17 protein-coding genes are annotated in these 23,284 nt (G+C 63.1%); 4 read left to right on the top strand and 13 right to left on the bottom strand.

The annotated features are described in order from the left end of the window. Positions 1 to 179: 179 nt before the first annotated feature. Positions 180 to 392, bottom strand: a complete 213-nt coding sequence (gene rpsU / locus I8N66_RS05600; RefSeq protein WP_034786884.1) for a 30S ribosomal protein S21 — start codon at positions 390 to 392, stop codon at positions 180 to 182. Positions 393 to 717: 325 nt separating this feature from the next. Between rpsU and I8N66_RS05595 the strand changes: the two genes are divergently transcribed. Genes I8N66_RS05595 through I8N66_RS05580 form a run of 4 tightly spaced genes read left to right on the top strand, consistent with a single transcriptional unit; the run spans position 718 to position 5,836 of the window. Continuing rightward, positions 718 to 1,971, top strand: a complete 1,254-nt coding sequence (locus I8N66_RS05595) for a sarcosine oxidase subunit beta family protein (protein WP_291150666.1) — start codon at positions 718 to 720, stop codon at positions 1,969 to 1,971. Positions 1,972 to 1,981: 10 nt separating this feature from the next. Continuing rightward, positions 1,982 to 2,302 (top strand): sarcosine oxidase subunit delta, encoded by a 321-nt coding sequence (locus I8N66_RS05590; protein ID WP_113541155.1) that lies wholly within the window; start codon positions 1,982 to 1,984, stop codon positions 2,300 to 2,302. Then, positions 2,299 to 5,292 (top strand): sarcosine oxidase subunit alpha, encoded by a 2,994-nt coding sequence (locus I8N66_RS05585; protein ID WP_291150662.1) that lies wholly within the window; start codon positions 2,299 to 2,301, stop codon positions 5,290 to 5,292. Before I8N66_RS05590 ends, I8N66_RS05585 begins: the two co-directional genes overlap by 4 nt. Next, positions 5,285 to 5,836, top strand: a complete 552-nt coding sequence (locus I8N66_RS05580) for a sarcosine oxidase subunit gamma (protein ID WP_291150660.1) — start codon at positions 5,285 to 5,287, stop codon at positions 5,834 to 5,836. Before I8N66_RS05585 ends, I8N66_RS05580 begins: the two co-directional genes overlap by 8 nt. Positions 5,837 to 5,891: 55 nt before the next feature. Here I8N66_RS05580 and nudI read toward each other — a convergent pair whose 3' ends face one another. The 12 genes from nudI to I8N66_RS05520 all read right to left on the bottom strand — a co-directional run. Then, the gene (nudI, locus tag I8N66_RS05575) at positions 5,892 to 6,329 is read right to left on the bottom strand and encodes a nucleoside triphosphatase NudI (protein ID WP_113541158.1); all 438 of its coding nucleotides are present in this window, start codon (positions 6,327 to 6,329) and stop codon (positions 5,892 to 5,894) included. Positions 6,330 to 6,472: 143 nt separating this feature from the next. Continuing rightward, entirely contained in the window at positions 6,473 to 7,012 is a 540-nt protein-coding gene (locus tag I8N66_RS05570; protein WP_291150657.1) for a GNAT family N-acetyltransferase, read from the bottom strand. Between the two features lie 23 nt (positions 7,013 to 7,035). Next, the gene (locus I8N66_RS05565) at positions 7,036 to 7,524 is read right to left on the bottom strand and encodes a MaoC family dehydratase (protein WP_113541160.1); all 489 of its coding nucleotides are present in this window, start codon (positions 7,522 to 7,524) and stop codon (positions 7,036 to 7,038) included. A gap of 74 nt (positions 7,525 to 7,598) precedes the next feature. Then, positions 7,599 to 9,563, bottom strand: coding sequence for a glycogen debranching protein GlgX (gene glgX, locus I8N66_RS05560; protein ID WP_291150655.1), 1,965 nt, complete (start codon positions 9,561 to 9,563; stop codon positions 7,599 to 7,601). Positions 9,564 to 9,847: 284 nt separating this feature from the next. Next, positions 9,848 to 11,476, bottom strand: coding sequence for an alpha-D-glucose phosphate-specific phosphoglucomutase (locus tag I8N66_RS05555; RefSeq protein WP_113541162.1), 1,629 nt, complete (start codon positions 11,474 to 11,476; stop codon positions 9,848 to 9,850). A gap of 6 nt (positions 11,477 to 11,482) precedes the next feature. Beyond that, positions 11,483 to 12,925: a glycogen synthase GlgA gene (glgA, locus tag I8N66_RS05550; protein ID WP_113541163.1), complete on the bottom strand. Its 1,443-nt coding sequence runs from the start codon at positions 12,923 to 12,925 to the stop codon at positions 11,483 to 11,485. 10 nt (positions 12,926 to 12,935) lie between these two features. Further along, on the bottom strand, positions 12,936 to 14,198 hold the full coding sequence (gene glgC, locus I8N66_RS05545; RefSeq protein WP_077959708.1) for a glucose-1-phosphate adenylyltransferase: 1,263 nt from the start codon (positions 14,196 to 14,198) through the stop codon (positions 12,936 to 12,938). Between the two features lie 120 nt (positions 14,199 to 14,318). Then, positions 14,319 to 16,529: a 1,4-alpha-glucan branching protein GlgB gene (gene glgB / locus I8N66_RS05540; RefSeq protein ID WP_291150645.1), complete on the bottom strand. Its 2,211-nt coding sequence runs from the start codon at positions 16,527 to 16,529 to the stop codon at positions 14,319 to 14,321. Beyond that, the gene (locus tag I8N66_RS05535; protein ID WP_365886855.1) at positions 16,526 to 18,991 is read right to left on the bottom strand and encodes a glycogen/starch/alpha-glucan phosphorylase; all 2,466 of its coding nucleotides are present in this window, start codon (positions 18,989 to 18,991) and stop codon (positions 16,526 to 16,528) included. The genes glgB and I8N66_RS05535 overlap by 4 nt, the downstream gene beginning before the upstream one ends. Before the next feature lie 220 nt (positions 18,992 to 19,211). Further along, on the bottom strand, positions 19,212 to 20,453 hold the full coding sequence (locus tag I8N66_RS05530; protein ID WP_291150643.1) for a TadE/TadG family type IV pilus assembly protein: 1,242 nt from the start codon (positions 20,451 to 20,453) through the stop codon (positions 19,212 to 19,214). Positions 20,454 to 20,631: 178 nt separating this feature from the next. Further along, positions 20,632 to 21,510 carry a transglutaminase family protein gene (locus tag I8N66_RS05525; protein WP_113541167.1) on the bottom strand — a complete coding sequence of 293 codons (879 nt, stop codon included), beginning with the start codon at positions 21,508 to 21,510 and terminating at the stop codon, positions 20,632 to 20,634. A gap of 11 nt (positions 21,511 to 21,521) precedes the next feature. Further along, positions 21,522 to 23,284: circularly permuted type 2 ATP-grasp protein (locus I8N66_RS05520; protein ID WP_291150634.1), on the bottom strand; the 1,763-nt coding region annotated here is incomplete at its 5' end.

Below are 23,284 nucleotides of genomic sequence, written 5' to 3'. Positions count from 1 at the left end.
CCGGGCTTCATCGGGCCTCGGCAAAACCGTCCGGTCAAACGCTCCGGCCAGCCATCCGTCACCGGTAGCGTCGATCACGCTAGCCTGTTGGCGGAAAAGATGTCCATACCAAAAAAAGGCGGTGGCGATATTTCGCCCCCGCCACGACTTACATTAGATAACGTCGAAAAAACGACAAATCAGCGGGCCAGGAGGCCTTCGCGCTGTGCACGCTTACGTGCCAGCTTGCGGACGCGGCGAACGGCTTCGGCCTTTTCGCGGGCGCGCTTCTGGGACGGCTTTTCATAATAGTCGCGCATCTTCATTTCGCGGAAAATGCCTTCGCGCTGCATCTTCTTCTTGAGAGCGCGGAGCGCCTGATCGACATTGTTATCGCGGACAAGTACCTGCACGTGAAATCCCGTTCCTTTGGTTCGAGTTGTTTGTGACTCCGTCAGGTGCCGGAGGCAAAAGAATGACATTCGCTAAGCTGGAAGCTTTACGATTAGGGGAGCGGATACCAGATCATCAGGTAAAAGTCCAGTGACGACATGAGGAAGTGCTGAAAAATCCTAGGATGTCGGGGCCGTGCCTGTTCCCGCACTGGAAGTAACCGATCGGCGACCATGTCGCAACGGCGCGCAAGTCCACGCAATTGCGTCGCAAAAGAAACGTTGCGCAGGCTTCGGATTTGCGATTTCTAACGGCAATGAGAACGGGGTTCATGGAGTGAGGCCGATGCGCAAATATTCAGTTTTCGCCGTGGCGCGCGAGGCGTTGCGCGGCCACAAGGGGTGGGGCCCGCACTGGGCTTCGCCCGAGCCGCGCAAGGAATACGACGTGATCATCATCGGCGGCGGCGGCCACGGCCTCGGCGCTGCCTACTATCTCGCCAAGGAACACGGCATCACCAATGTCGCCGTGCTGGAAAAGGGATGGATCGGCGGCGGCAATACCGGCCGTAACACGACGATCATCCGGTCCAACTATCTCTACGAAGAGAGCATGGACATCTACGAGCATTCGCTGAAGCTCTGGGAAAACCTCTCGCAGGATCTGAACTACAACGTCATGTATTCGCCGCGCGGCGTGATGATGCTGTCGCACAACATCCACGACCAGCAGTCGTTCAAGCGCCACATCAATGCCAACCGCCTCTATGGTATCGACAACGAGTGGCTGACGCCGGAGCAGGCCAAGGCCTATTGCCCGCCGCTCGATATCGCCAAGACGGCGCGTTACCCGATCAACGGCGCGGCACTCCAGCGCCGTGGCGGCACGGCGCGCCACGATGCGGTTGCCTGGGGCTATGCGCGTGCGGCTTCCGACCGCGGCGTGCACATCATCCAGAATTGCGAAGTGACCGGCATCCGTCGCGACGAAACCGGCCGGGTCGTCGGTGTCGACACCAACCGCGGCTACATCGGCGCCAAGAAGGTCGGCATCTCCGCCGCCGGCCATACGTCGGTGCTGATGCAGATGGCCGATGTGCGCGTGCCGTTGCAGAGCCAGCCGCTGCAGGCGCTGGTCTCTGAGCCGCTGAAGCCGATCTTCCCCTGCGTCGTCATGTCGAACTCGGTGCATGCCTATATCTCGCAGTCCGACAAGGGCGAGTTCGTCATCGGTGCCGGCACCGACCAGTTCAATTCCTATTCGCAGACGGGCGGCCTGCAGATCATCACCCATACACTCGATGCGATCTGCGAACTCTTCCCGATGTTCCGCCGCGTCAAGATGATGCGGCAGTGGGGCGGCATCGTCGACGTCACCCAGGACCGCTCGCCGATCCAGGGCGTCACGCCGGTACCGGGCCTGTTCCTGAACGCCGGCTGGGGTACGGGCGGCTTCAAGGCGACGCCGGGCTCGGCCAACCTCTTCGCCCATCTGATCGCCAAGGGCGAACCGCACCGTCTGGCCGCCGGGCTGACGCTGGAGCGCTTCCGCACCGGTCGGCTCATCGACGAGGCGGCTGCCGCCGCCGTTGCGCACTGAGGATTTCGAGATGCTTCTGATCTACTGCCCCTATTGCGAGGAAGAGCGCTCCGAGCTCGAATTCCGCGGCGCCGGCGATGCCCACATTGCCCGACCGGAGAACATCGCCGACATCACCGATGAACAGTTCGAGGAATACTTCTTCCTGCGTCAGAACCCGAAGGGTCTGATCTTCGAGCGTTGGCGCCATATCCACGGCTGCGGCCGTTTCTTCAACGCCGCCCGCGACACGGTCAGCGACCGCTTCTACACCACCTACAAGGCCGGCGAGCCGAAGCCTGACGTCGCCGCCATTCTTCAGAGCGAGCAGGATAAGGGAGCCGCGAAATGATGGGTGCCAATCGCATTCCAGGCGTCGGCCGCCTGACACCGGCACGCACGGCGCGCTTCACCTTCGACGGCCGCACGCTGACGGCGCTCGAAGGCGATACGGTCGCCTCGGCGCTTCTCGCCAACGGCATTCACTTGGTCGGCCGCTCGTTCAAGTATCACCGCCCGCGCGGCATTCTTTCGGCCGGTGCCGAGGAGCCGAACGCGCTGCTCGACGTTTCGCGGGATGCCGCCCGTCGTCAGCCGAACGTGCGCGCCACGGTGCAGGAAGTCTTCGACGGCATGAAGGTGGAATCGCAGAACCGCTGGCCGTCGCTCGCCTTCGACGTCGGCGGCATCAACGATCTCATGTCGCCGTTCTTCGCCGCCGGCTTCTACTACAAGACCTTCATGTGGCCGAAGGCTGCCTGGCACGCGATCTATGAACCCTTCATCCGCCGCGCGGCAGGCCTCGGCGTCGCGCCGACGGAGGCCGATCCTGACCACTATGCGAGCCGCTACGCTCATTGCGACGTGCTCGTCATCGGTGGCGGCGTTGCCGGTCTTTCGGCGGCACTTGCCGCCGCCAAGGCCGGTGCCAAGGTGATCATCTGCGACGAGCAGCCGGAAATGGGCGGTGCGCTTCGCTATGAAAGCGGCACGACGATCGACGGCAAGGACGGCTGGGACTGGGCGCAGGAGACTGCAAGGACCTTGGCCGAAATGGACAATGTCACGGTGCTCACCCGCACCACCGGTTTCGGCTACTACAATCACAATTTCGTCGGCCTCGTCGAGCGCGTGACCGATCATCTGGCGGCCCTCGACAAGTCGCTGCCGCGCGAGCGGCTGTGGCAGGTGCGCGCCAAGAAGGTGATCCTCGCCAACGGCCAGATCGAGCGGCACATGGTGTTCGCCAATAACGACCGTCCGGGCATCATGCTCGCTTCGGCCGGCCGCACCTATCTCAACCATTTCGGCGTCGCCGTCGGCTCCAAGGTCGGCGTCTACACCGCGCATGACTCTGCCTATGAGGCGGCCTTCGATTTGAAGCGCGCCGGTGTTTCGGTGGCGGCCATCGTCGATTGCCGCGAAAACCCGGGCGAGGCGGTGCTTGCCGAAGCGCACAAGCTCGGCATCGAAGTGCTGACCGGGCACTCGGTCATCAAGGCCGGCGGCAAGCTGCGGGTCAACTCGATCAGCGTCGCCCGCAATGGCGGCGGCTCGGCGCGCAAGATCGCGGTCGATGCGCTCTTGGTCTCGGCCGGCTGGACGCCGTCGGTGCACCTCTTCTCGCAGTCGCGCGGCAAGGTGAAGTTCGATGCGACGACGCAGCGCTTCCTGCCGGGCACTTACCTGCAGGATTGCCTTTCGATCGGCGCCTGCAACGGCACCGACGACCTGCAGGCCACGATCGACGAGGCGCTTGCGGCCGGCGAACTGACCGCACGGGCGGCCGGTGCAGAAGGCGGAGCGCAAGTGGCGCTTTCGGGCGAAAACCGGTTCGGCTGGACCGGCGGCATGATCGGCGCTGCGGAAGGTGCCGGTCCGGACACGACCGTCAAGGCCTTCATCGACTTCCAGCACGACGTCTGTGCCAAGGACATCCGTCTGGCGGTGCGCGAAGGCATGCACTCGATCGAGCACATCAAGCGCTTTACCACCAACGGCATGGCGTCCGACCAGGGCAAGCTTTCCAACATGCATGGTCTGGCGATCGCCGCCGAAGCGCTCGGCAAGGACATTCCGCAGGTGGGTCTGACGACCTTCCGCCAGCCCTATACGCCGGTGACCTTCGGCACGATCGTCAACCACTCCCGCGGCGCACTTTTCGACCCGGCGCGCAAGACGCCCGTTCACGCCTGGGAGGAGGCGCATGGCGCCGAGTTTGAGGATGTCGGCAACTGGAAGCGCGCCTGGTTCTACCCGCGTGCCGGCGAAGACATGCATGAGGCGGTCGCGCGCGAATGCAAGACGGTGCGTGATGTGGCGGGTGTCTTCGATGCCTCGACACTTGGCAAGATCGAGGTCGTCGGCCCGGATGCGGCCCAGTTCCTCAATCTCATGTACACCAACGCCTGGGACAACCTGAAGCCCGGCCGCTGCCGCTACGGCATCATGCTGCGCGACGACGGCTTCGTCTATGACGACGGCGTGGTCGGTCGCCTGGCAGAGGACCGCTTCCACGTGACGACGACGACCGGCGGTGCGCCGCGCGTCATGAACCACATGGAAGACTATCTGCAGACCGAGTTCCCGCATCTGAAGGTCTGGCTGACCTCGACGACCGAGCAATGGGCGGTCATCGCCGTCCAGGGACCGAAGGCACGCGAGATCATCGCACCGCTCGTCGAAGGCATCGACCTCTCCAATGAGGCCTTCCCGCACATGAGCGTCGCCGAGGGCAAGATCTGCGGCGTGCCGACACGGCTCTTCCGCATGTCGTTCACCGGCGAACTGGGCTTCGAAGTCAACGTGCCGGCCGATTACGGCCAGGCGGTCTGGGAAGCGATCTGGGCGCGGGCCGAGCCGATGGGCGCCTGCGCCTATGGCACGGAAACCATGCACGTTCTGCGCGCCGAGAAGGGCTACATCATCGTCGGCCAGGACACCGACGGAACCCTGACGCCTGACGATGCCGGTCTCTCCTGGGCCGTCTCGAAAAAGAAACCCGACTTCGTCGGCATCCGCGGCCTCAAGCGCCCTGATCTCGTCAAGGATGGCCGTAAGCAGCTCGTCGGCCTTCTCACCAAGGATCCGAAGGTGGTGCTGGAGGAAGGCGCGCAGATCGTCGCCGACCCGAACCAACCGAAGCCGATGACCATGCTCGGTCACGTGACGTCGTCCTACTGGTCGGCAAACTGCGGTCGCTCGATTGCGCTGGCCATGGTGGCCGGCGGCCGCGAGCGCCTCGGCCAGACGCTCTACGTGCCGATGACCGATCGTACCATCGCCGTCGAAGTGAGCGACATGGTGTTCTTTGACAAGGAAGGGGGCCGCCTCCATGGCTGACCAGGCAATTGCAAGCCGCAGGGCGGCGCTCACCTCACGCGGCGGTTCGGCCGAAGCGATCCTGACGCCGGCATCGACGGCAACCCGCATCTCGCTGCGCGCTGGTGCCGACGCGCTGCCGGCACTCTCGGCCGCTCTCGGCGTGACGCTGCCGACACGGCCGAAGACCTCGGCCTCCTCCGGCCAGCGCCATGCGCTGTGGATCGGTCCTGACGAGTGGCTGGTCATCGACGAAAGCGAAGCCGACCTGATGGCGGCCGCGGCGTCGAGCGGCACGCTGCATTCGGCGGTCGACATTTCGCATCGCAACGTCGCCGTCATCGTCAGCGGCCCTGGTGCGGACGTGGCTATCAACAGCGGCTGCCCGCAGGATCTGTCCTTGGCGATCTTCCCAGTCGGCGGCTGCTCGCGCACGATCCTCGGCAAGGCCGAGATCATCCTCTTCCGCACGGCTGAGGATCAGTTCCGGGTCGAGTGCTGGCGGTCGTTCTCGCCTTTCGTCTTCGGGCTGTTGTCCGAGGGCGCTGCCGACGCCGGCCACTAATTGAAACAGCGGGGAGGTGCGCGCAAGCACCTCCCGGCATTAGCAGGGCTCGCGCTCATTGCCGAGCGAGCAAGATGCCTTTTTCGAGGAGCGTGCGCTTCGTCGCTTCGTTCAGGTCGTAATCCTGCAGGCGCTCGGGTTCGACCCAGGCATGTTCGACGAACTCGTCGTTCAGGGTCACTTCGCGATTTTCCGCCTCGCAGTCAAAAATCAAGTAGATCATGTGGAGCTGTTCGGTTGAGCCGTCGGTATAGGACTTTGTCCTGATGTCGTCCCGGAAGGTCCAGGGTTTGATCACTCCGATCTCCAGACGGTCTCCAAGCTCTTCCCGTATTTCACGGCGCAGGCCTTCCTCCAGCCGTTCCCCCGGCTCGAGGCCGCCGCCGGAGAGTGCCCATTGCCCGGGAAACACGCCGCGATCGGGCGGCATCTTGCAGAGCAAATACGCACCTTTGTTCTGAATGAGTGGGCACACGATCACACGCTGACGCAATTACTTCTCCATTCGCTGACTGGGCGACCAAGAGTGCCGGTTCCAAGATCATGATCGTTCATGCCATGGCGCAGCGCTCTAGAACAGATCGCGCGCAAAGATTGCGTCGTCATCCATTGAGAGGGTTATGGAGCTCTGACTTTTCAGGCGAGGCGCAAGTACCAGTAGAGCGCGATCTCGCGTGTTCCAGGCGTCAGCGCGGAATAGAGATGCCGGTCGTAGCCGGCGAGTTCGAAGCCGTAACGTTCGTAGAAGCGGCAGGCCCCGACATTGTTCGACTGGGTCTCGAGCCGGATACCCGGCAGGCCCTGTTCCCTTGCCCATGATACCGCCCGGTCCACGAGGGCTCTGGCGACACCGGCCCGTCGCGCGGCTTTGTCGACCGCGATGTCGTCGACTTCGGCGAAGCCATTCCACGCCTTCGACAGCGCTATGTAGCCGGCGAGCTTGCCATCGATGCGCGCAGCAAAAAGGGCCGCCCCCGGCTCCATGGCGGCCTCCGCAAGCTCTTCCGGATCGGTTTCGCAGCTCTTGCTGTAGCTCTCAAGGGGAGCAACAGCGCCAAGACCGGGGCCGAGGAAGGGTGGCAGCGCCTCCGCCGTGATCTCGAAGGAGAAGTCGCAGCCGGTAAAGTCGCTGACGAAACGCGCGTCGGCCGGCTCCACGGATACGATTTCGCTCATTGGGGGTCGTCGCTCACGCCGCTTCAGGCATCGGCGGGGCGATCCTTGGGGTCGAACTGGATGATGGTCTGCCAGGTCGCCGTCAGCGCCGGCTTGCGCTCGCCTTCGATTTCGACGCTGACATCGTAGGTAATCATCAGCATGCTGGCGCCGCGGAAGCGTGCATCCGCCATGGTGAAATGGCCGCGCACCTTGGCGCCGCTCTTCACCGGCGCGACGAATCGCATTTTCTCGAAGCCGTAATTGATGCCCATGGTCTGCTCGCGGATCTTCGGCAGGCAATTGTAGTTCATGGCCGAGAGCAGCGAGAGCGACAGGAAGCCGTGCGCGATGGTGCCGCCGAAGGGCGTCTCGGCAGCGGCGCGGACCGGGTCGACGTGGATGTACTGATAGTCGCCGGTTGCCTCGGCGAACTTGTCGATCGTTTCCTGAGTGACCGTGATCCAGTCGGAAACGCCGACCTCCTTGCCGACGAGGTCCTTGATCTCAGAAAGTGAAATGTCCTGCAGCATGTGAACGCCTCGAAGCAAGCCCCCCGAGCGATCTATAGGCTCGCCCGTTGCAACCTGCAAGTGGTGGAAAAGCTTTAGAAAACCTCGACGAAGAAGGCGACCGAGCGCGGTGCGACGTGATCGGCGGGAACTGACGCCGTCAGCGCATCCTGCCATTTTCCATCGACACTGTCGGGCAAGCGGACGGGATGCGGCGCATGGCTGCGATTGTGGACGACGGCAAGCCGCGTCGCCCGTTTCTGGGTGCGGTCTCGGGTTGCGAGCACCATCATCAGATTGTCCGTCGCCGGATGCTCCCAGTCGCCGGTCGCCATCGGCTGACCGTCAAGGCGGCGCCATTCGACATCGCCCTTTCCGGTCAGGAAGGCGGTCTCGTCGAAGACCCCGAAGCGCCGGCGCATGGCCGAAAGTGCTGCCGTGTGGGAAACGATCTCGTCGTCCATCGCCGCCCAGTCGAGCCAGGTAATCGTGTTGTCCTGGCAATAGGCGTTGTTGTTGCCCTTCTGGCTCCGCCCGCCTTCGTCGCCCGCCGTCAGCATGATCGAGCCGCGGGAGGAAAACAGTGTGCCGATCAGCGCCATCACGTCATGGCGGCGGGCCGCCAGAATTTCCGCATCGGCTGTCGGACCTTCCGCGCCGTTGTTCCAGGAGTGGTTTTCGTTGTGGCCGTCGCGGTTTTCTTCGCCGTTCGCCTCGTTGTGTTTGCCCGCATAGGAAACGAGGTCGGCAAGTGTGAAGCCGTCATGGGCGGCGATGAAGTTGACCGTCCTGGTCGCGCTTTCGCCCCAGCGGGCAAAGCTCCCCGAAGAGCCGGCGAGAGCCGTCGCCAGGGCGCCCACCGAATGCCGGTCTCCGCGCCAGTAGATGCGGATGTCGTCTCGGGCGCGGTCGTTCCATTCGAGGAACGGGGCGGGGAAGTTGCCGAGCTGGTAGCCGCCCGGGCCGACGTCCCAGGGCTCAGCGATCAGCACCCGGTCTGCAAGCAGGGCGTCGGCTGAAATCGCTTGGAAAAGCCGGGCATCGCGATGGAAGCCACCCATGTCGCGCCCAAGGATCGAGGCAAGATCGAAGCGGAAGCCGTCGACGCCGGCAGCGCGAACGAAATGGCGCAGACTGTCGAGGATCAGTGCCTCGACCACCGGGTGGTCGCAAGCGACCGTGTTGCCACAGCCGGTATCGTTGATCAGTTCGCCCGGGCGACCCGTGACATGGCGGTAATAGGTGAGGTTGTCGAGGCCGCGCATCGACAAGGTTGTGCCGAAGCGATCGCTTTCGCCGGAGTGGTTGAAGACGAGATCGAGGATGACGCCGATGCCTTCCTTGCGCAGCGCTTCGACCGTCTTGCGCAATTCCTTGATGCCGCCGGGCACGAGGCGTGGATCGAGCGCCATCGGGGCGATCGGATTGTAGCCCCAGCCGTTCTTTAGCCCGAGCGGTGGCAGATGGCGCTCATCGATCCAGGCAACGATCGGCATCAGCTCGACCGCCGAGACGCCAAGGCGCTTCAGGTGCTGGATGATGGCGGGCTCGGCAAGCGCCGCCACCGTGCCGCGTTTGGCTTCGGGCACGTCGGGGTGGAGGATGGTGAAAGGCTTGACGGCGATTTCGTAAACGAGACCGCCGGTGCGAAAGAGCGGCACCTTTACCTTGGCTGGCTTTGCCTCGGTGACGATGGCCTTCGGCACGAGGTCGGCGGTGTCTTCGCCAAGGATAGTCAGTCGCGGATCGTGGCGGAACGGGCGGTCGAGTTCCAAGGCATAGGGATCAACGAGAAGCTTGGATGGATCGAACCAGAGACCGTGATCGGGCGAATAGACGCCATCGGCGCGAAAGCCGTAGCGCGTTCCCTTCGGTGCGTCGACAACCGTCACGCTGTGGACGTCGCCGCTCCGTGTCATCGGCAGCTGGCGCAGTTGTTTGGCGCCTGATTTGTCGAACAGGCAGAGATCGATACGGGCGGCGTTGTGCGACCAGACCGAAAACACGGTGCCGTCAGAGGTAACGGTGGCACCGAGGGGTGGGTTTCCGATCGTCGGCATGAAAGCGTCCCTCTTCCTGGTGTCGTCGGTGTGTGTGGCTTACCCCCCACTGCCCTGCCGGGCATCTCCCCATAAGGGGGAGTTGTTCGCGGCACGGCTTTGCCCTGAGATGGCGTTGACGGTGCGGTGCCTCGTCGCCCGCGAGCCAACACATCGGTTTGGCGGTGGGACGGGAGGCTGCCACAAGTCGATTTCCCCCTTGTGGGGGAGATGCCCGGCAGGGCAGTGGGGCTAAGCGGCAAACGAAAGAGGGCCGCATCAAGCGGCCCCGATAATGCGGTATCTCAGGTAATGACGCTCGGCTCGGTGCGGCCGGTGCGGGTCTTGATGCCGGCGATCTCGTCGGCGACGGCGATGAGATCGGCGAGCGCCGTCTGCGTCTCGATATCGTGACGCGAAGCGTCCGGCTCGAAGCGCTCGATATAGACGCGCAGCGTCGCGCCAGATGTACCGGTGCCCGACAGACGGAAGACGACGCGGGAGCCGCCTTCGAACAGGATGCGGATGCCCTGGTTCTTGCTGACGGAATGGTCGACCGGGTCGTTGTAGGCGAAGTCGTCTGCTGTCGCGACCTTGAGTGCGCCGAAGGACTTGCCGGGCAGCGTGGCAAGCTGGTCGCGCAAATTGGCGATCAGGCCGTTGGCCGCATCGCTGTCGACCTCCTCGTAGTCATGGCGCGAATAGTAGTTGCGGCCATAGGTCGCCCAATGGTTCTTGACGATGTCGAGGGCGCTTTCCTTGCGCACGGCGAGGATGTTGAGCCAGAGCAGCACGGCCCAGAGCCCGTCCTTCTCGCGCACGTGGTTGGAGCCGGTGCCGGCACTTTCCTCGCCGCAGATCGTCGCCATGCCTTCGTCGAGCAGGTTGCCGAAGAATTTCCAGCCGGTTGGCGTCTCGTAGAGGCCGATGCCGAGCTTCTCGGCCACGCGGTCAGCGGCACCGCTGGTCGGCATCGAGCGTGCGATACCGGCGATGCCTTTGGCATAGCCAGGTGCCAGATGCGCATTGGCGGCAAGCATCGCCAGGCTGTCGGATGGGGTGATGAAGATGCCGCGGCCGATCACCAGGTTGCGATCGCCGTCGCCGTCGGAGGCAGCGCCGAAATCAGGCGCGTCGGGTCCCATCATCGTCTCGTAGAGCGCACGGGCGTGCACCAGGTTCGGATCCGGATGGTGACCGCCGAAGTCCGGCAACGGAACGAAATTCATCACCGAGCCCTTGGGCGCGCCAAGGCGCTTTTCGATGATCTCCTTGGCGTAGGGCCCGGTGACGGCGCTCATGGCGTCGAAGACGACGCGGAAACCGCCGCCGATCAGCTTGCGGATGGCGTCGAAGTCGAACAGGCTTTCCATCAGTTCGGCATAGTCGGCGACCGGGTCGATGACGGTCACCGTCATGCCTTCGATTTCCTGGGTGCCTTCAGCGTCAAGATTGATGTCGGCGACATCGGCGATCTTGTAGCTGTCGATGACCTTGCTGCGGGCATAGATCGCGTCGGTGACCTTTTCCGGTGCCGGGCCGCCATTGCCGATATTGTACTTGATGCCGAAATCTTCGGTCGGGCCGCCAGGATTGTGGCTGGCTGAAAGCACGATCCCGCCAAAGGCCTTGTACTTGCGGATGACGTTTGAGGCAGCCGGCGTCGACAGAATGCCGCCGCGACCGACGAGCACACGGCCGAAGCCGCTGGCCGCCGCCATCTTGATGGCGATCTGGATGACTTCGCGGTTGTAGTAGCGGCCGTCGCCGCCGATCACCAGGGTTTCGCCTTTGAAGCCTTCGAGCGAATCGAAGATCGACTGGATGAAGTTCTCGGCATAGTTCTTCTGCTGGAAGACCGGGACCTTCTTGCGCAGCCCTGACGTGCCAGGCTTCTGGTCGCCGTAGGGGGTTGTGGTAACCGTTCTTATCATGCTGACTTAACCTTTCCCGAGAAGACCGGAATAAAGAGAGACGTAACGCTCGGCACTTGTGGCCCAGGAAACGTCCGATTTCATGCCCTGAGTCTGAATTCGTGCCCAGACCTTGGGTTCGCTGTATGCGCGCATTACGCGCCTGATCGCAAGCCGCAACCCGTCGGCCGTGATCGGAGTAAACTGGAAGCCGGTGGCGACCTTGGCCGCAAGCCCGGCCTCGTTGGCATCAATGATCGTATCGGCCAGCCCGCCGGTGCGCGCGACGACCGGCACGCAGCCGTAGCGCAGGCCATAGAGTTGGGTGAGCCCGCAGGGTTCGAAGCGTGACGGAATGAGGATCGCGTCCGATCCTGCCTGCATGAGGTGGGACAGAGGCTCGTTGTAGCCGGTGACCATGCCAATATGGCCGCGGTGGCGCGAGGCCGCCGCCAGAAGCGCGCCTTCGAGCGCCGCATCGCCAGAGCCGAGCACGATGAGTTTGCCGCCCATGGCAACGATTTCATCTGCGACTTCCGCGACGAGATCCATGCCCTTCTGCCAGGTGAGCCGGCTGACGACGCAGAAGATCGGGCCGTTGCCCTTCTCCAGGCCGAAGCGCTCTTCGAGTGCGCGTCGGTTGCCGAGGCGCTGCTTCAAGGTCGTCGCGCTGAAATGCTGGGCGATATGCGGGTCGGTCTGGGGGTTCCAGATGTCGGCGTCGATGCCGTTGACGATGCCCGAAAGGTCGCCGAGGCGGCTCTTCAACAGGCCCTCGAGGCCCATGCCGAATTCCGGCGTCAGGATCTCCTGGGCATAGGACGGGCTGACCGTGGTGACGGCGCTTGCAGTCTGCAAGCCGCCTTTGAGGAACCCGACATCGCCGTAATACTCGACGAACTGCATCGAAAAGGCTTCCGGGGGAAGGGCGAGCTCGGGGAAGATCGAGGCGCCGAACTGGCCCTGGAAGGCGATGTTATGGATCGTCATGACCGTCGGCGTGGCGGCGGCGGGGCTGAAATGCATGTAGACCGGCGTCAGTGCCGTCTGCCAGTCATGGGCGTGCACGACATCGGGTTTAAAGCCGGAAACGACATCGCCCGCTGCGATCTCGGCGGCTGCGAGCGACAGGGCGGCGAAGCGGCGGAAGTTGTCGACATAGTCGCGGCCGGTCGCATCGACATAGGGGCCGCCATCTCGCTGGTAGAGCGCCGGCTGGTCGAGAACCAGGAGGTCAACCCCGTCGATCTCGGCCGAAAGAACCGCGGCCCGATCGCCGAACAGATTCTCGAAGGCGCCGACCTTCTTTTTCTTTTTCAGCTTCTGCAGCACGGCGGGATAGCCGGGCACCAGAGTGCGGGTCTCGACGCCGTGTGGCACAAGTGCCGCGGGAAGCGCGCCGACGACATCGGCGAGCCCCCCGGTCTTGACCAGCGGATACACTTCGGACGCAACGGACAGGACTTTCATGGAAGGCAGCCTACATCCCCAGCTTGTCGATCATCGTTTGTGTGATCAGGCAGACACCGTTTTCCGAACGCCGGAAACGTTTGGCATCGAGCTCCGGATCGTCACCGACGACGAGGCCCTCCGGGATCACGACCCGACTGTCGATGACCACGTTGCGCAGCGTCGCATGGCGACCGATCTTCACATCGGGAAGAACTACGGCATTCTCCAGACGGGAATATGAATTAACCCGGACGCCTGTGAATAACAGGCTGCGATTGAGTGCTGCGCCCGAGATGATGCAGTCGCCGGAGATGAGCGACGAGGTTGCCGAGCCGCGGCGGTTTTCGTCGTCATGCACGAACTTTGCCGGCGGCTTGATCTCGGCGAAGGTCCAGATCGGCCAGGTGCTGTCGTAGATGTCGAGCTCCGGCGTCACATGGGTCAGGTCGATATTGGCCTGCCAGTAGGCATCGATCGTGCCGACGTCGCGCCAATAGGCCTCGCGCTCGAAATCGGAGCGCACGCAGGACTGCGCAAAGCGATGAGCAACCGCTTTGCCGTTGTCGACGATGTAGGGAATGATGTCCTTGCCGAAGTCGCGGCTCGATTTCGGATCGGCGGCGTCGCGGCGCAGGAGATCCATCAGGAACTTCGTGTGGAAGACGTAGATGCCCATGGAGGCCAGGGCCATCTCGGGATTGCCCGGGATGCCGGGCGGATCGGCCGGCTTTTCGACGAAGGCGATGATGCGGTCCTTCTCGTCGACATGCATGACGCCAAAGCCAGTCGCTTCCATGCGCGGCACTTCCAGGCAGCCGATGGTGACGTCGGCGCCGGAATCGACGTGCTGCTGCAGCATCAATTCATAGTCCATCTTGTAGATATGGTCGCCGGCGAGGATGACCATGTATTCGACGCCATGGTCCTCGATGATATCGATGTTCTGGTAGACCGCGTCGGCGGTGCCTTCGTACCATTGCGTTTCGGAAACGCGCTGGCTGGCCGGGAGAATATCGAAGCTTTCGTTTCGTTCCGGGCGGAAGAAGTTCCAGCCACGCTGCAGGTGGCGGATCAGCGAATGCGCCTTGTACTGGGTGGCGACGCCGATACGGCGGATACCGGAATTCAGCGCATTCGAAAGCGCGAAGTCGATGATACGGGCCTTGCCGCCGAAATAGACTGCCGGCTTCGCCCGCCGGTCGGTCAGCTCCTTCAGGCGACTGCCGCGACCGCCAGCGAGAACATAGGCCATGGCATCACGTGCCAGAGGTTGCGTACGCTTTTCCACCATTTGTCCTCCCCAATCATTGACTTGCGGGGTCGTCACGGCGGCTTTCGGCGACGCCTTGCGGCCCTCGAATTTTACTGTCTCATTCCGCCTTCCGGGTTTGTCCGGCGGAGCGGATGAAGTCTATTCCTGCTCCAGCATCAGCGTCGCCAGAGGCGGCAGCGTGATGTTGGCCATTGTCGCTCCCGTGGCGCTCTTCTCGGCATAAACGGCGCCGCCGTTGCCCTTGCCGCTTCCTCCGTAGATCTCCGCGTCGGTGTTGAGGATCTCCTTCCAGCGACCCTTGACCGGCAGCGGAATGGCGTAGCTTTCCCGGTAGACGGGTGTGAAATTGGTGATGACGGCGACGAGCTTTTCACCGGGCGCCTTGCGCAGCCAGGCGAACACCGAATTGTCTCGGTCGTCGGCCAGCAGCCACTCGAAGCCGTCTCCCTCGCAATCGCGCGCATGTAAAGCGGGCTTGGCGCGGTAGGTGCCGTTGAGGTCACGCACCAGCCGCCGCATGCCTTCGTGCAGGTGGTACTCGAGCAGGTTCCAGTCGAGCGCACGATCCTCGGACCACTCGCGCCACTGCGCGAACTCCTGACCCATGAACAGGAGCTTCTTGCCGGGATAGCCCCACATGAAGGCGTAGTAGGCCCTGAGATTTGCAAACTTCTGCCAGTCGTCGCCGGCCATCTTGGCGATCAGCGATCCTTTGCCGTGCACGACCTCGTCATGGGACAGCGGCAACACGAAGTTCTCGCTGAAGGCATAGAGCAGGCCGAAGGTCAGGTCGTTGTGGTGGTGCCTGCGATGGATCGGCTCGCGCGACAGATACTGCAGCGTATCGTGCATGAAGCCCATGTTCCACTTGAAGCCGAAGCCTAAGCCCCCGGCATGAACCGGATGCGAGACTTTCGGCCAGGAGGTCGATTCCTCGGCGATCGTCAGGACGCCCTTGTGCACCCCGTAGATTTCCGTGTTCATCGTCTGGAGGAAGCGGACCGCCTCCAGATTTTCGTTGCCGCCATATTCGTTCGGCACCCACTCGCCGTGCTTGCGCGAATAGTCGAGGTAGAGCATCGAAGCGACCGCGTCGACGCGCAGACCGTCAACGTGGAATTTCTCGGCCCAGTAGAGCGCGTTGTTGACGAGGAATGACAGCACCTCCTGGCGGCCGAAATTGTAGATCGCCGTGTTCCAGTCGGGATGAAAGCCCTGGCGCGGGTCTTCGTGCTCATAGAGCGCGGTGCCGTCGAACCAGCGCAGCCCGTGCTCGTCGGTCGGGAAATGTGCCGGCACCCAATCGAGAATGACGCCAATGCCGACCTTGTGGCAGCCGTTGACGAAACGGGCAAAGCCCTCGGGTTCGCCGAAGCGGGCGGTTGGTGCATAGAGGCCGGTCGTCTGGTAGCCCCAGGACGGGTCGAAAGGAAACTCCGAGATCGGCAGGAACTCGATATGGGTGAAGCCCATGTCGACGCAGTAGGGGATCAGCCGGTCGGCGAGTTCGTCCCAGGAAAGCATCTCGCCGTTGTCGCGGCGCTGCCAGGAGCCGGCATGGACCTCGTAGATCGAGATCGGCTGGCGCCGCGCGTCGACCGTCGCCCAATGCTTGCGATGCGCTTCGTCCTCCCAGGTTTGCGCGATCTCCGGGGTCGTCACGGAGGCGGTATTGGGGCGCAGTTCGGAGCGTCGGGCAAACGGGTCCGCCTTCAGCGGCAGCAAGGTGCCGTTGCGGTCGAGGATCTCGTATTTGTAGGCGAGGCCTCCTTCGACCCCAGGGATGAAGATCTCCCAGATGCCGGTGTCGGCGCGCAGCCGCATGACATGCCGCCGTCCGTCCCAGTCATTGAACTGGCCGACGACCGAAACGCGCTTGGCATTCGGTGCCCAGACGGCGAAGTGATAGCCCTCGGCGCCATCGTGATGGATCGGATGCGCGCCCATCTTGTCGAAAAGCCGCAGGTGCGAACCTTCGCGGATGTAGTAGTCGTCCATCGGGCCGAGGACCGGACCGAAGCTGTAAGGGTCGATGACAATCCATTCGCCGCCCTGGTTGCGGGCGCGGTAGCGCACTGGCTGGGGCTTCTTCAGGGAGATGGTTCCTTCGAAGAAGCCAGCGTCGTCGCGGCGTTCGAGTGCGCCGAGTTCCTTGCCGGCGAGCGTCTCCGCCGTCACGGTCTCGGCATCGGGAACGAAGCATCGGGCACGAATGGTCTTGCCGGCTGGATGCACGCCAAGGACCGCGAAGGGGTCTTCGTGCGTGCCCGAGAGGATGGCCGCGATGTCCGGCGCTGACAGCAGACCTGAAGCTGCGGGTTCCGGGTCCTTGCCGGCCGAAGGCGTCATCCAGCTCTCCAGATTTCCCCGGCATATTGCCGGATGGTGCGATCGGACGAGAACCAGCCCATCCGTGCGGTGTTGCGGATCGCCTGCGAATACCAGTCGGAAGGCTTGGTCCAGAGCTGGTCGATTTCCCGCTGCGTTTTGGCGTAAGCCTCGAAGTCAGCGGCAACCATGAACCAGTCGTGATTGTAGAGCCCATCGACGAGGCCGGAGAAGCGGTTGCGGTCATCGGGCGAGAAGACGCCCGAGGCAATTGCCTGCAGCGCCTGCGACAGCTCGCGCGAGCCTTCGATGACCGCGCGCGGATTGTGGCCTTCGGCGCGCGCCCTCGTCACCTCTTCGGCGGTCATGCCGAAGATCTTGATGTTTTCCTCGCCAATCCAGTCGCGCATTTCGACATTGGCGCCGTCAAGCGTGCCGATCGTCAGCGCGCCGTTGAGCGCGAACTTCATGTTGCCGGTGCCGGACGCTTCCATGCCCGCCGTCGAGATCTGCTCGGAGAGGTCGGCGGCCGGAACCATGATCTCGGCGAGCGAGACGTTGTAGTTCGGGACGAAGACGATCTTCAGCAGCCCGCGCACTGCCGGGTCGTTGTTGACGACGCGGGCGACGTCGTTGGCAAGCTTGATGATCAGCTTGGCATTGTGATAGCTCGGCGCCGCCTTGCCGGCGAAGAGCTTGACGCGCGGCACCCAGTCGAGCTCCGGATGCGAGCGGATCTGGTCATAGAGCGCGACCGCCTCGATGATGTTCAGAAGCTGGCGTTTGTATTCGTGGATGCGCTTGATCTGGATGTCGAACATCGCCGACGGATCGAGCCTAATGCCGAGCCGGCTCTGCACGAGTTGGGCGAGGCGCACCTTGTTGGCGCGCTTGACGGCAGCGAAATGCTCCTGGAAATCCGGCTTGTCGGCGAAGGCGTCGAGCGCCTGCAACGCCTCGGTGTTGTCCATGAACTCGTCGCCGATCGCATCGCGGATCAGGCCGAAGAGACCGGGGTTGCACTGCATCAGCCAGCGCCGCGGCGTGATGCCGTTGGTCTTGTTGTTGATGCGATCGGGATAGAGCCGGTGAAGGTCGGCAAAGACCGTTTCCTTCATCAGTTCCGTATGCAGCGCCGAAACGCCGTTGATCGAATGCGAGCCGACGAAGGCAAGGTTGCCCATGCGCACGCGGCGCTCGCCACTCTCGTCGATCAGCGAGATGTTGCGGATCTCGTCGTCGGTCGCGCCCTTCTGCCGGCGCGCTTCGATGAGGATCTTGGCGTTGATCGCGTAGACGATCTGCATGTGGCGCGGCAGGAGGCGCTCGATGAGCGGTACGGGCCAGCTTTCCAGCGCCTCGGGCAGCAGCGTGTGGTTGGTATAGGAGATCGTCCGCCGGGTGATGTCCCAGGCCTGCTCGAAATCGAGGCCGTGCACGTCGGTCAGGAGCCGCACCAGTTCGGCAACGGAGACGGCCGGGTGCGTGTCGTTCAACTGGATGGCAACCGCGTCGGGCAGCGAGGAGAAGTCCGGATATTGCTGCAGATGCCGGCGCAGGATGTCCTGCAGCGAGGCGGAGGAGAAGAAGTACTCCTGGCGCAGGCGCAGTTCCTGACCGGCAGGCGTCGCGTCGGCCGGATAGAGAACGCGCGTCAGGCTTTCGGCCTTGTTGCTTTCGCGAAGGGCGCCGATATGGTCGCCGGCGTTGAAGGCGGCAAGCAGGATCGGGTCGATCGGCTGCGCCGTCCAAAGCCGCAACGTGTTGACCCGCTTTGCCCGCCAGCCGACGGCGGGTGTATCGAAGGCCGTGGCAATGACGCGTTCGGCCGGCTTCCAGACGAAACGCTGGATTTCCTCGTCGACATTCGCCGTCTCGACGACACCGCCGAAGCCGATTTCGTAGGAGCTTTCCCGCCGCTCGAATTCCCAGGGGTTGCCGTGGGCAAGCCAGGTTTCCGGCAGTTCCACCTGCCAGCCGTCGGCCATCTGCTGGCGGAAGAGGCCGTGCATGTAGCGAATGCCGTAGCCATAGGCCGGCACGTCGACGGTCGCCATCGATTCCATGAAGCAGGCGGCGAGACGACCGAGGCCGCCATTGCCGAGCGCCGCATCCGGCTCGAGTTCGGCAACGACGTCGATGTCGACGCCGAGAGAAGCGAGCGCATCGCGCATTTCGTCCATCAGGCCGATATTCGTCATGGCGTCGCGCATCAGGCGGCCGATGAGGAATTCGAGCGATAGATAGTAAACGCGCTTGGCTCCGGTCGAGTAGGTCTTGCGGGTCGAATCCATCCACTTGTCGGTGATGCGATCACGCGCGACCAGGATGGCTGCGGTCAGCCAGTCGTGGGGCTTGGCGACCTTGGGATCCTTGCCGATGCGGTACTTCAGGCGTTCGAGGATTTCGACGGCAAGCTGGCCGGGTTCGGACGACCTTGGGGCGGGCTGCGGCACTTCGTTGGTGGAGAGCCTGTTCATCATGAAACTGTCTTTACCCTTTTGCGTTGGGAGGTCGCAGGCCGGAACCGACCGGGGATGAGGCAATTTATGCATCGATCCGAAGCGCTTGCAACAGATGTTTTTAAATGGATTAGAACTGTCTCAAGCTGTTGGAAGTCGCTGGCGGGAGGGACCCCGTAATCCCCAAACGCAAACGCCGCCCGGCAGAACCGGGCGGCTTGAAAGGGGACAGGTCGACGCCTTACTTCGTCAGGCGCGTCGCCATGGCCGAGGCCTTTTCGCCGATCGCCTTGAAGGCTGCGATCAGATCGGAGGCTTCTTCCGCCTGGAAGTAGTTGGCCTCGGTCGTCGCGCAGGCCTTGAGCAAGGACTTGCCGCGGTCCGGCGCCATGAAGGCGACGGTGTAGACCTGAACATTGTTCTTTCGAGCGGTGTCGCACCACGCCAGGGTCGTCGTGTCGTCGCTCGTGTTGTTGTTGTCGCCATCGGTCATGAAGACGATGTACTTGGTGGGAACCTGGCCGTTCTTGGCCTTGTGGGCCGCGTCCTCGGTGGTCGCGGTCACGCGACTGTAGGCCGTCTTGAAGGCGTTACCCGATGCGGTGCCGCCTGTCGCGACAAGGGCGTTCACATAGGTCGAAGTACCGGCTGTGCCCCAATCGAGGTTCCCTGCGGTGTCCTGCGCCGAGTTGTAGGAAACGGCTGCCGTACGAACATACAGAGTATTGGGATCGGCGGTCTTCAATTGCTTGAGCAGATCGCTGACGGCGGTTTTCAGCGCGTCGACCTTCGTCACGTAGCAGGGGCTAGTTGCCTTCAGGTTCGGATACTTGCTCCAGTTCGATTCGGTGTAGTTGGGGCACGACGACTTGGTCGTGTCCTTTGTATTGGTCTTCCAAGCCATGGAGCCGGAGCGATCGAGAACCAGGTACATCGAAAGAGCATTCTTGCTCTCTGTAGCACTTTCGGCGGTCGCGCGGGTTTCGATGTCGATCGATGACTTCCCGAGCAGGCGTGTCAGCGCATTGAACTGGAACGTCTGCCTGTTCAGGACCGTGACGTTGTAGGCCTTGCCGGTCGGGCCATTGCTGCTTTCAATAATGTCGATGGTCGGCTGGCTGGCCGTCGAGGCTTCCGGCAAACCGGTCTTGGCCGCGGAGCCCGTACCGCTTTGATCGTTCTCGCCGGGACTGTCGACGTTGGAGCCGCCCGTCTGGGTCTTGAGGAAGGCCGCGGCTATTTCCTTTGCCTTGGCAATCGTTGGCGGATCCTTTGAAACCAGCGAAGAGGCCGCTGCAAGCGCTGCGGCATCCGCTGCGTCCTGCATCTGGTTCTTGGCCGTCATCATGCCGGCCATATCAACGGCGATGCCGCCAGCCGCCAATATCAATGGCGTTGCGAGTGCAGCCATCATGCCAAAATTGCCACCCCGGTCCTTGAGCATCGCTACGAAGGTCCGGCCTACCGTGTATCGTCTTCCCATCTTTGCACACCCCAAAGGAACACGTTGCAAGCTTGAGGGCATCAATAGCGTCGATGGCTTACGATATCGTTCCTGCAATCGCTGCAATTTTAACGGAATACAGGAAAACCAGTGCTTACAGCGGGTTCCGCTGCACACGCCCTGTTCGGAATCGGGAATGGGGTTGTATCAAATCGGATCAGGGCACCGGAATGACGTCGACGGCCTGTTTCGTCGTCTGGCTGCCGTAGCTCTTCAGGACCCCGATGACGGGGGCAACGTCGCCGTAATCACGGCCATGACCGACGACGATATGGTCGGTTCCTGCAGGAATGTTGTTGGTCGGGTCCAGCTCGAGCCAGCCGCCCGTGGTGCCGCACCAGATCCGCACCCAGGCATGCATGGCGTCGGCACCCTCCAGGCGTTCCTTGCCGGGCGGAGGGATTGTCCGCAGGAAGCCGCTCACATAGCCGGCGGGGATGCCGAGACTCCTCAGCGCCACGATCATCACATGGGTGAAATCCTGACAGACGCCGCGTTTCAGCTTGAACGCCTCGCCCGGTGTCGTGTTCACCGTCGTTGCCTCGCCGTCATAGGTGAAATCGCGGTGGATGCGCTCGCACAGGGCGGTGGCGATCTGTCGGATCGTCATGGTGTCGGTGACGATTGATTGCGCGTAGGCCGCGATGTCCGGAACTTCCGGCAGGAGCGGGCTCGGCCCCGTGAAATGGTGCGGCGCTTCGGCGTCGACGGACCAGCAGGCGGAGAGCTCGGCCGGGAGACCATCGAGGCCTGGAGAAAAGTCGGCGGTCAGCGGCTGCGGTTCCACTTGGACCCGTGCCTGCATGCGGATCGTCAGATCGGCATGAGAAGAGCGGAACAGGATGGCCGTGAAAGGATTGGCGAAGAAATCGACGCTTTCCGCGCGCTCGGCCGGCGTTGGCTGGCAGCTCAACGACCCGACGATGAGCCGCTGTCGACCGGGAAGCGTTGCAGGCATCACCCGCACGAGGTGGCGACCGCCGGAGACCGGTACTTCGTAGTCATAGGTGATCTTCAGGCTGATATCGTAAAGCAATGGTTGCGCCCCTAGCCGAGATAGGTTCGCGCGAGCAGGTTGGACAGGCTTTCAAGGTCCTGCTCCAACCGATTGTAGACGCCGAGGTTCATGGCTTCCGGCGTCATCACGGCCAGGCCCGAATGCAGGCGCATTGCCTCGCGGTAGAAGGGGGACATCTGCCCATTGACGAAAGCGTTCGGCAACAGTTCGACCTCAGTCTTGATCTCGTTCAACTGGTAGAGAACCGAGCGCGGGTTGAGCGGGTCGAGTGCCAGCAGGTCGGTTACGGTCAATGCGGCGGTGCTGACATTGTAGCGCCTGCGGTGAGTCATGACGCTGTCGCCGATCTCAAGCAGCATGTCGTAGGCGCCGTCGGGTGCATCCGGGCCCGACATGTGCCCGAGCAGCCGCGTCATGTGCAGGCCGCGCTCGAGATAACGGCCGGCCGAAAGAAAACGCCAGCCGGTAAATCGATACATGTTTTCGTGCACGAGACCGGCAAAACCGGCGAGCTTGCGCAAGAGCACGGTCATCGCCCGTGTCGCGTCGTCGCCGGCCTGTACCGTCGCATGGAACTTGCGCGCCGTCTGTGACAGATCGTTCAGCGCCAGCCAACCGTCCGGCGAAAACCGGTCGCGGATGTTTCCGGCGCTGAAAAGGGCGCTGGAAATGTTGGCAAGCAGGCTGTCGGGCACCGGCTGGCGGGTGTCGATGTCGAGGGCGGCGAGATAGTCGCTGACGTCTCTCAGGAGCGGCAGGTCGGGATCGGCGGTTTCGGCGAAACGTCCGTGCCAGGCGCGCAGGATGCGCAGTGCCCCCTCGGCACGTTCGATGTAGCGGCCGAGCCAGAAGAGATTGTCGGCCGCCCGGCTCGGCAGGCTTCCCGGCATGTTGCGGGTGAAACTCTCTTCGGCCGGAAGCAGCGTCGTGCGTTCGACCGGCCGTTCGCTGACGATCCAGACATCGGCGGCGGTGCCGCCCGCCTGCATTGCAATCGCGGCGACGTCGTCGCCGGAGCCGATACGGGCGAAACCGCCGGGCATGATCTGCCAGCCGTCACGGCTACGCGCTGCAAAGACGCGCAGGCTCATCGGGCGCGGCGTGAGCCGGCCGCGAACCCAGGCAGGCGTTGTCGAAAGCGTGACGACCTCCTGGCCGACGAGCTTGCCGCCTTCGGCGCCAAGCCAATCGGCGATCGATGCACGGGCTTCCTCGTCGAGCGTCGCGCCCAGTACCGACTGGCCGTTGTCGTCGAAAAAGGGGCGTGTGGCATAGGCCGGACCGATGACCATGCGATCGAGGTTGGCAGCCACCTGCTCACGCTCCGCCGGCTGCCCGCACCACCAGGTGGCGATCGAGGGCAGCTTCTGCTCTTCGCCGAGCAGGTGGCGGCAGATCGCGGGCAAGAAGGCGAGGAAGGCGCGTGTTTCGACGATGCCGGTCCCAAGCGCGTTGACGATCGAGACCGATCCGGCGCGAAGCGCCTCGACGATGCCGGGGGTGCCGATATGCGAAGATTGGTTGAGTTCGAGCGGGTCGGCAAAAGCGGCGTCGAGGCGGCGCCAGAGGACGCCGATGGGCTTGAGGCCGGCGACGGTTCGCACCATCACCCGGCCGCCGACGACCGTCAGATCCTCACCCTCGAGCAGCATGAAACCCAGGTAGCGGGCGATGTAGGCGTGCTCGAAATAGGTCTCGTTGGCGATGCCGGGCGAAAGCACGGCGATGCGATCATCCGGATGCAGCTTGCGGCTCTGAAGCGCGTCGCGGAATTCTCCGAAGAAACCCGCCA

This window comes from Ensifer sp. SSB1 (genome assembly GCF_016652895.1).
GTDB lineage: Bacteria > Pseudomonadota > Alphaproteobacteria > Rhizobiales > Rhizobiaceae > Ensifer.
The sequence above is the reverse complement of the archived record's forward strand: the minus strand, read 5'-3'. Positions and strand labels throughout refer to the sequence as shown.

What these genes read in the sequence shown, in the direction of transcription:
- glgA (WP_113541163.1), bottom strand. Translation starts at nt 12,925, where the DNA reads ATGAAAGTCCTGTCCGTTGCGTCCGAAGTGTATCCGCTGGTCAAGACC.
- I8N66_RS05590 (WP_113541155.1), top strand. Translation starts at nt 1,982, where the DNA reads ATGCTTCTGATCTACTGCCCCTATTGCGAGGAAGAGCGCTCCGAGCTC.
- glgC (WP_077959708.1), bottom strand. Translation starts at nt 14,198, where the DNA reads ATGGTGGAAAAGCGTACGCAACCTCTGGCACGTGATGCCATGGCCTAT.
- glgX (WP_291150655.1), bottom strand. Translation starts at nt 9,563, where the DNA reads ATGCCGACGATCGGAAACCCACCCCTCGGTGCCACCGTTACCTCTGAC.
- I8N66_RS05580 (WP_291150660.1), top strand. Translation starts at nt 5,285, where the DNA reads ATGGCTGACCAGGCAATTGCAAGCCGCAGGGCGGCGCTCACCTCACGC.
- I8N66_RS05555 (WP_113541162.1), bottom strand. Translation starts at nt 11,476, where the DNA reads ATGATAAGAACGGTTACCACAACCCCCTACGGCGACCAGAAGCCTGGC.
- I8N66_RS05595 (WP_291150666.1), top strand. Translation starts at nt 718, where the DNA reads ATGCGCAAATATTCAGTTTTCGCCGTGGCGCGCGAGGCGTTGCGCGGC.
- I8N66_RS05570 (WP_291150657.1), bottom strand. Translation starts at nt 7,012, where the DNA reads ATGAGCGAAATCGTATCCGTGGAGCCGGCCGACGCGCGTTTCGTCAGC.
- glgB (WP_291150645.1), bottom strand. Translation starts at nt 16,529, where the DNA reads ATGACGCCTTCGGCCGGCAAGGACCCGGAACCCGCAGCTTCAGGTCTG.
- I8N66_RS05565 (WP_113541160.1), bottom strand. Translation starts at nt 7,524, where the DNA reads ATGCTGCAGGACATTTCACTTTCTGAGATCAAGGACCTCGTCGGCAAG.
- I8N66_RS05585 (WP_291150662.1), top strand. Translation starts at nt 2,299, where the DNA reads ATGATGGGTGCCAATCGCATTCCAGGCGTCGGCCGCCTGACACCGGCA.
- I8N66_RS05535 (WP_365886855.1), bottom strand. Translation starts at nt 18,991, where the DNA reads ATGATGAACAGGCTCTCCACCAACGAAGTGCCGCAGCCCGCCCCAAGG.
- I8N66_RS05530 (WP_291150643.1), bottom strand. Translation starts at nt 20,453, where the DNA reads ATGGGAAGACGATACACGGTAGGCCGGACCTTCGTAGCGATGCTCAAG.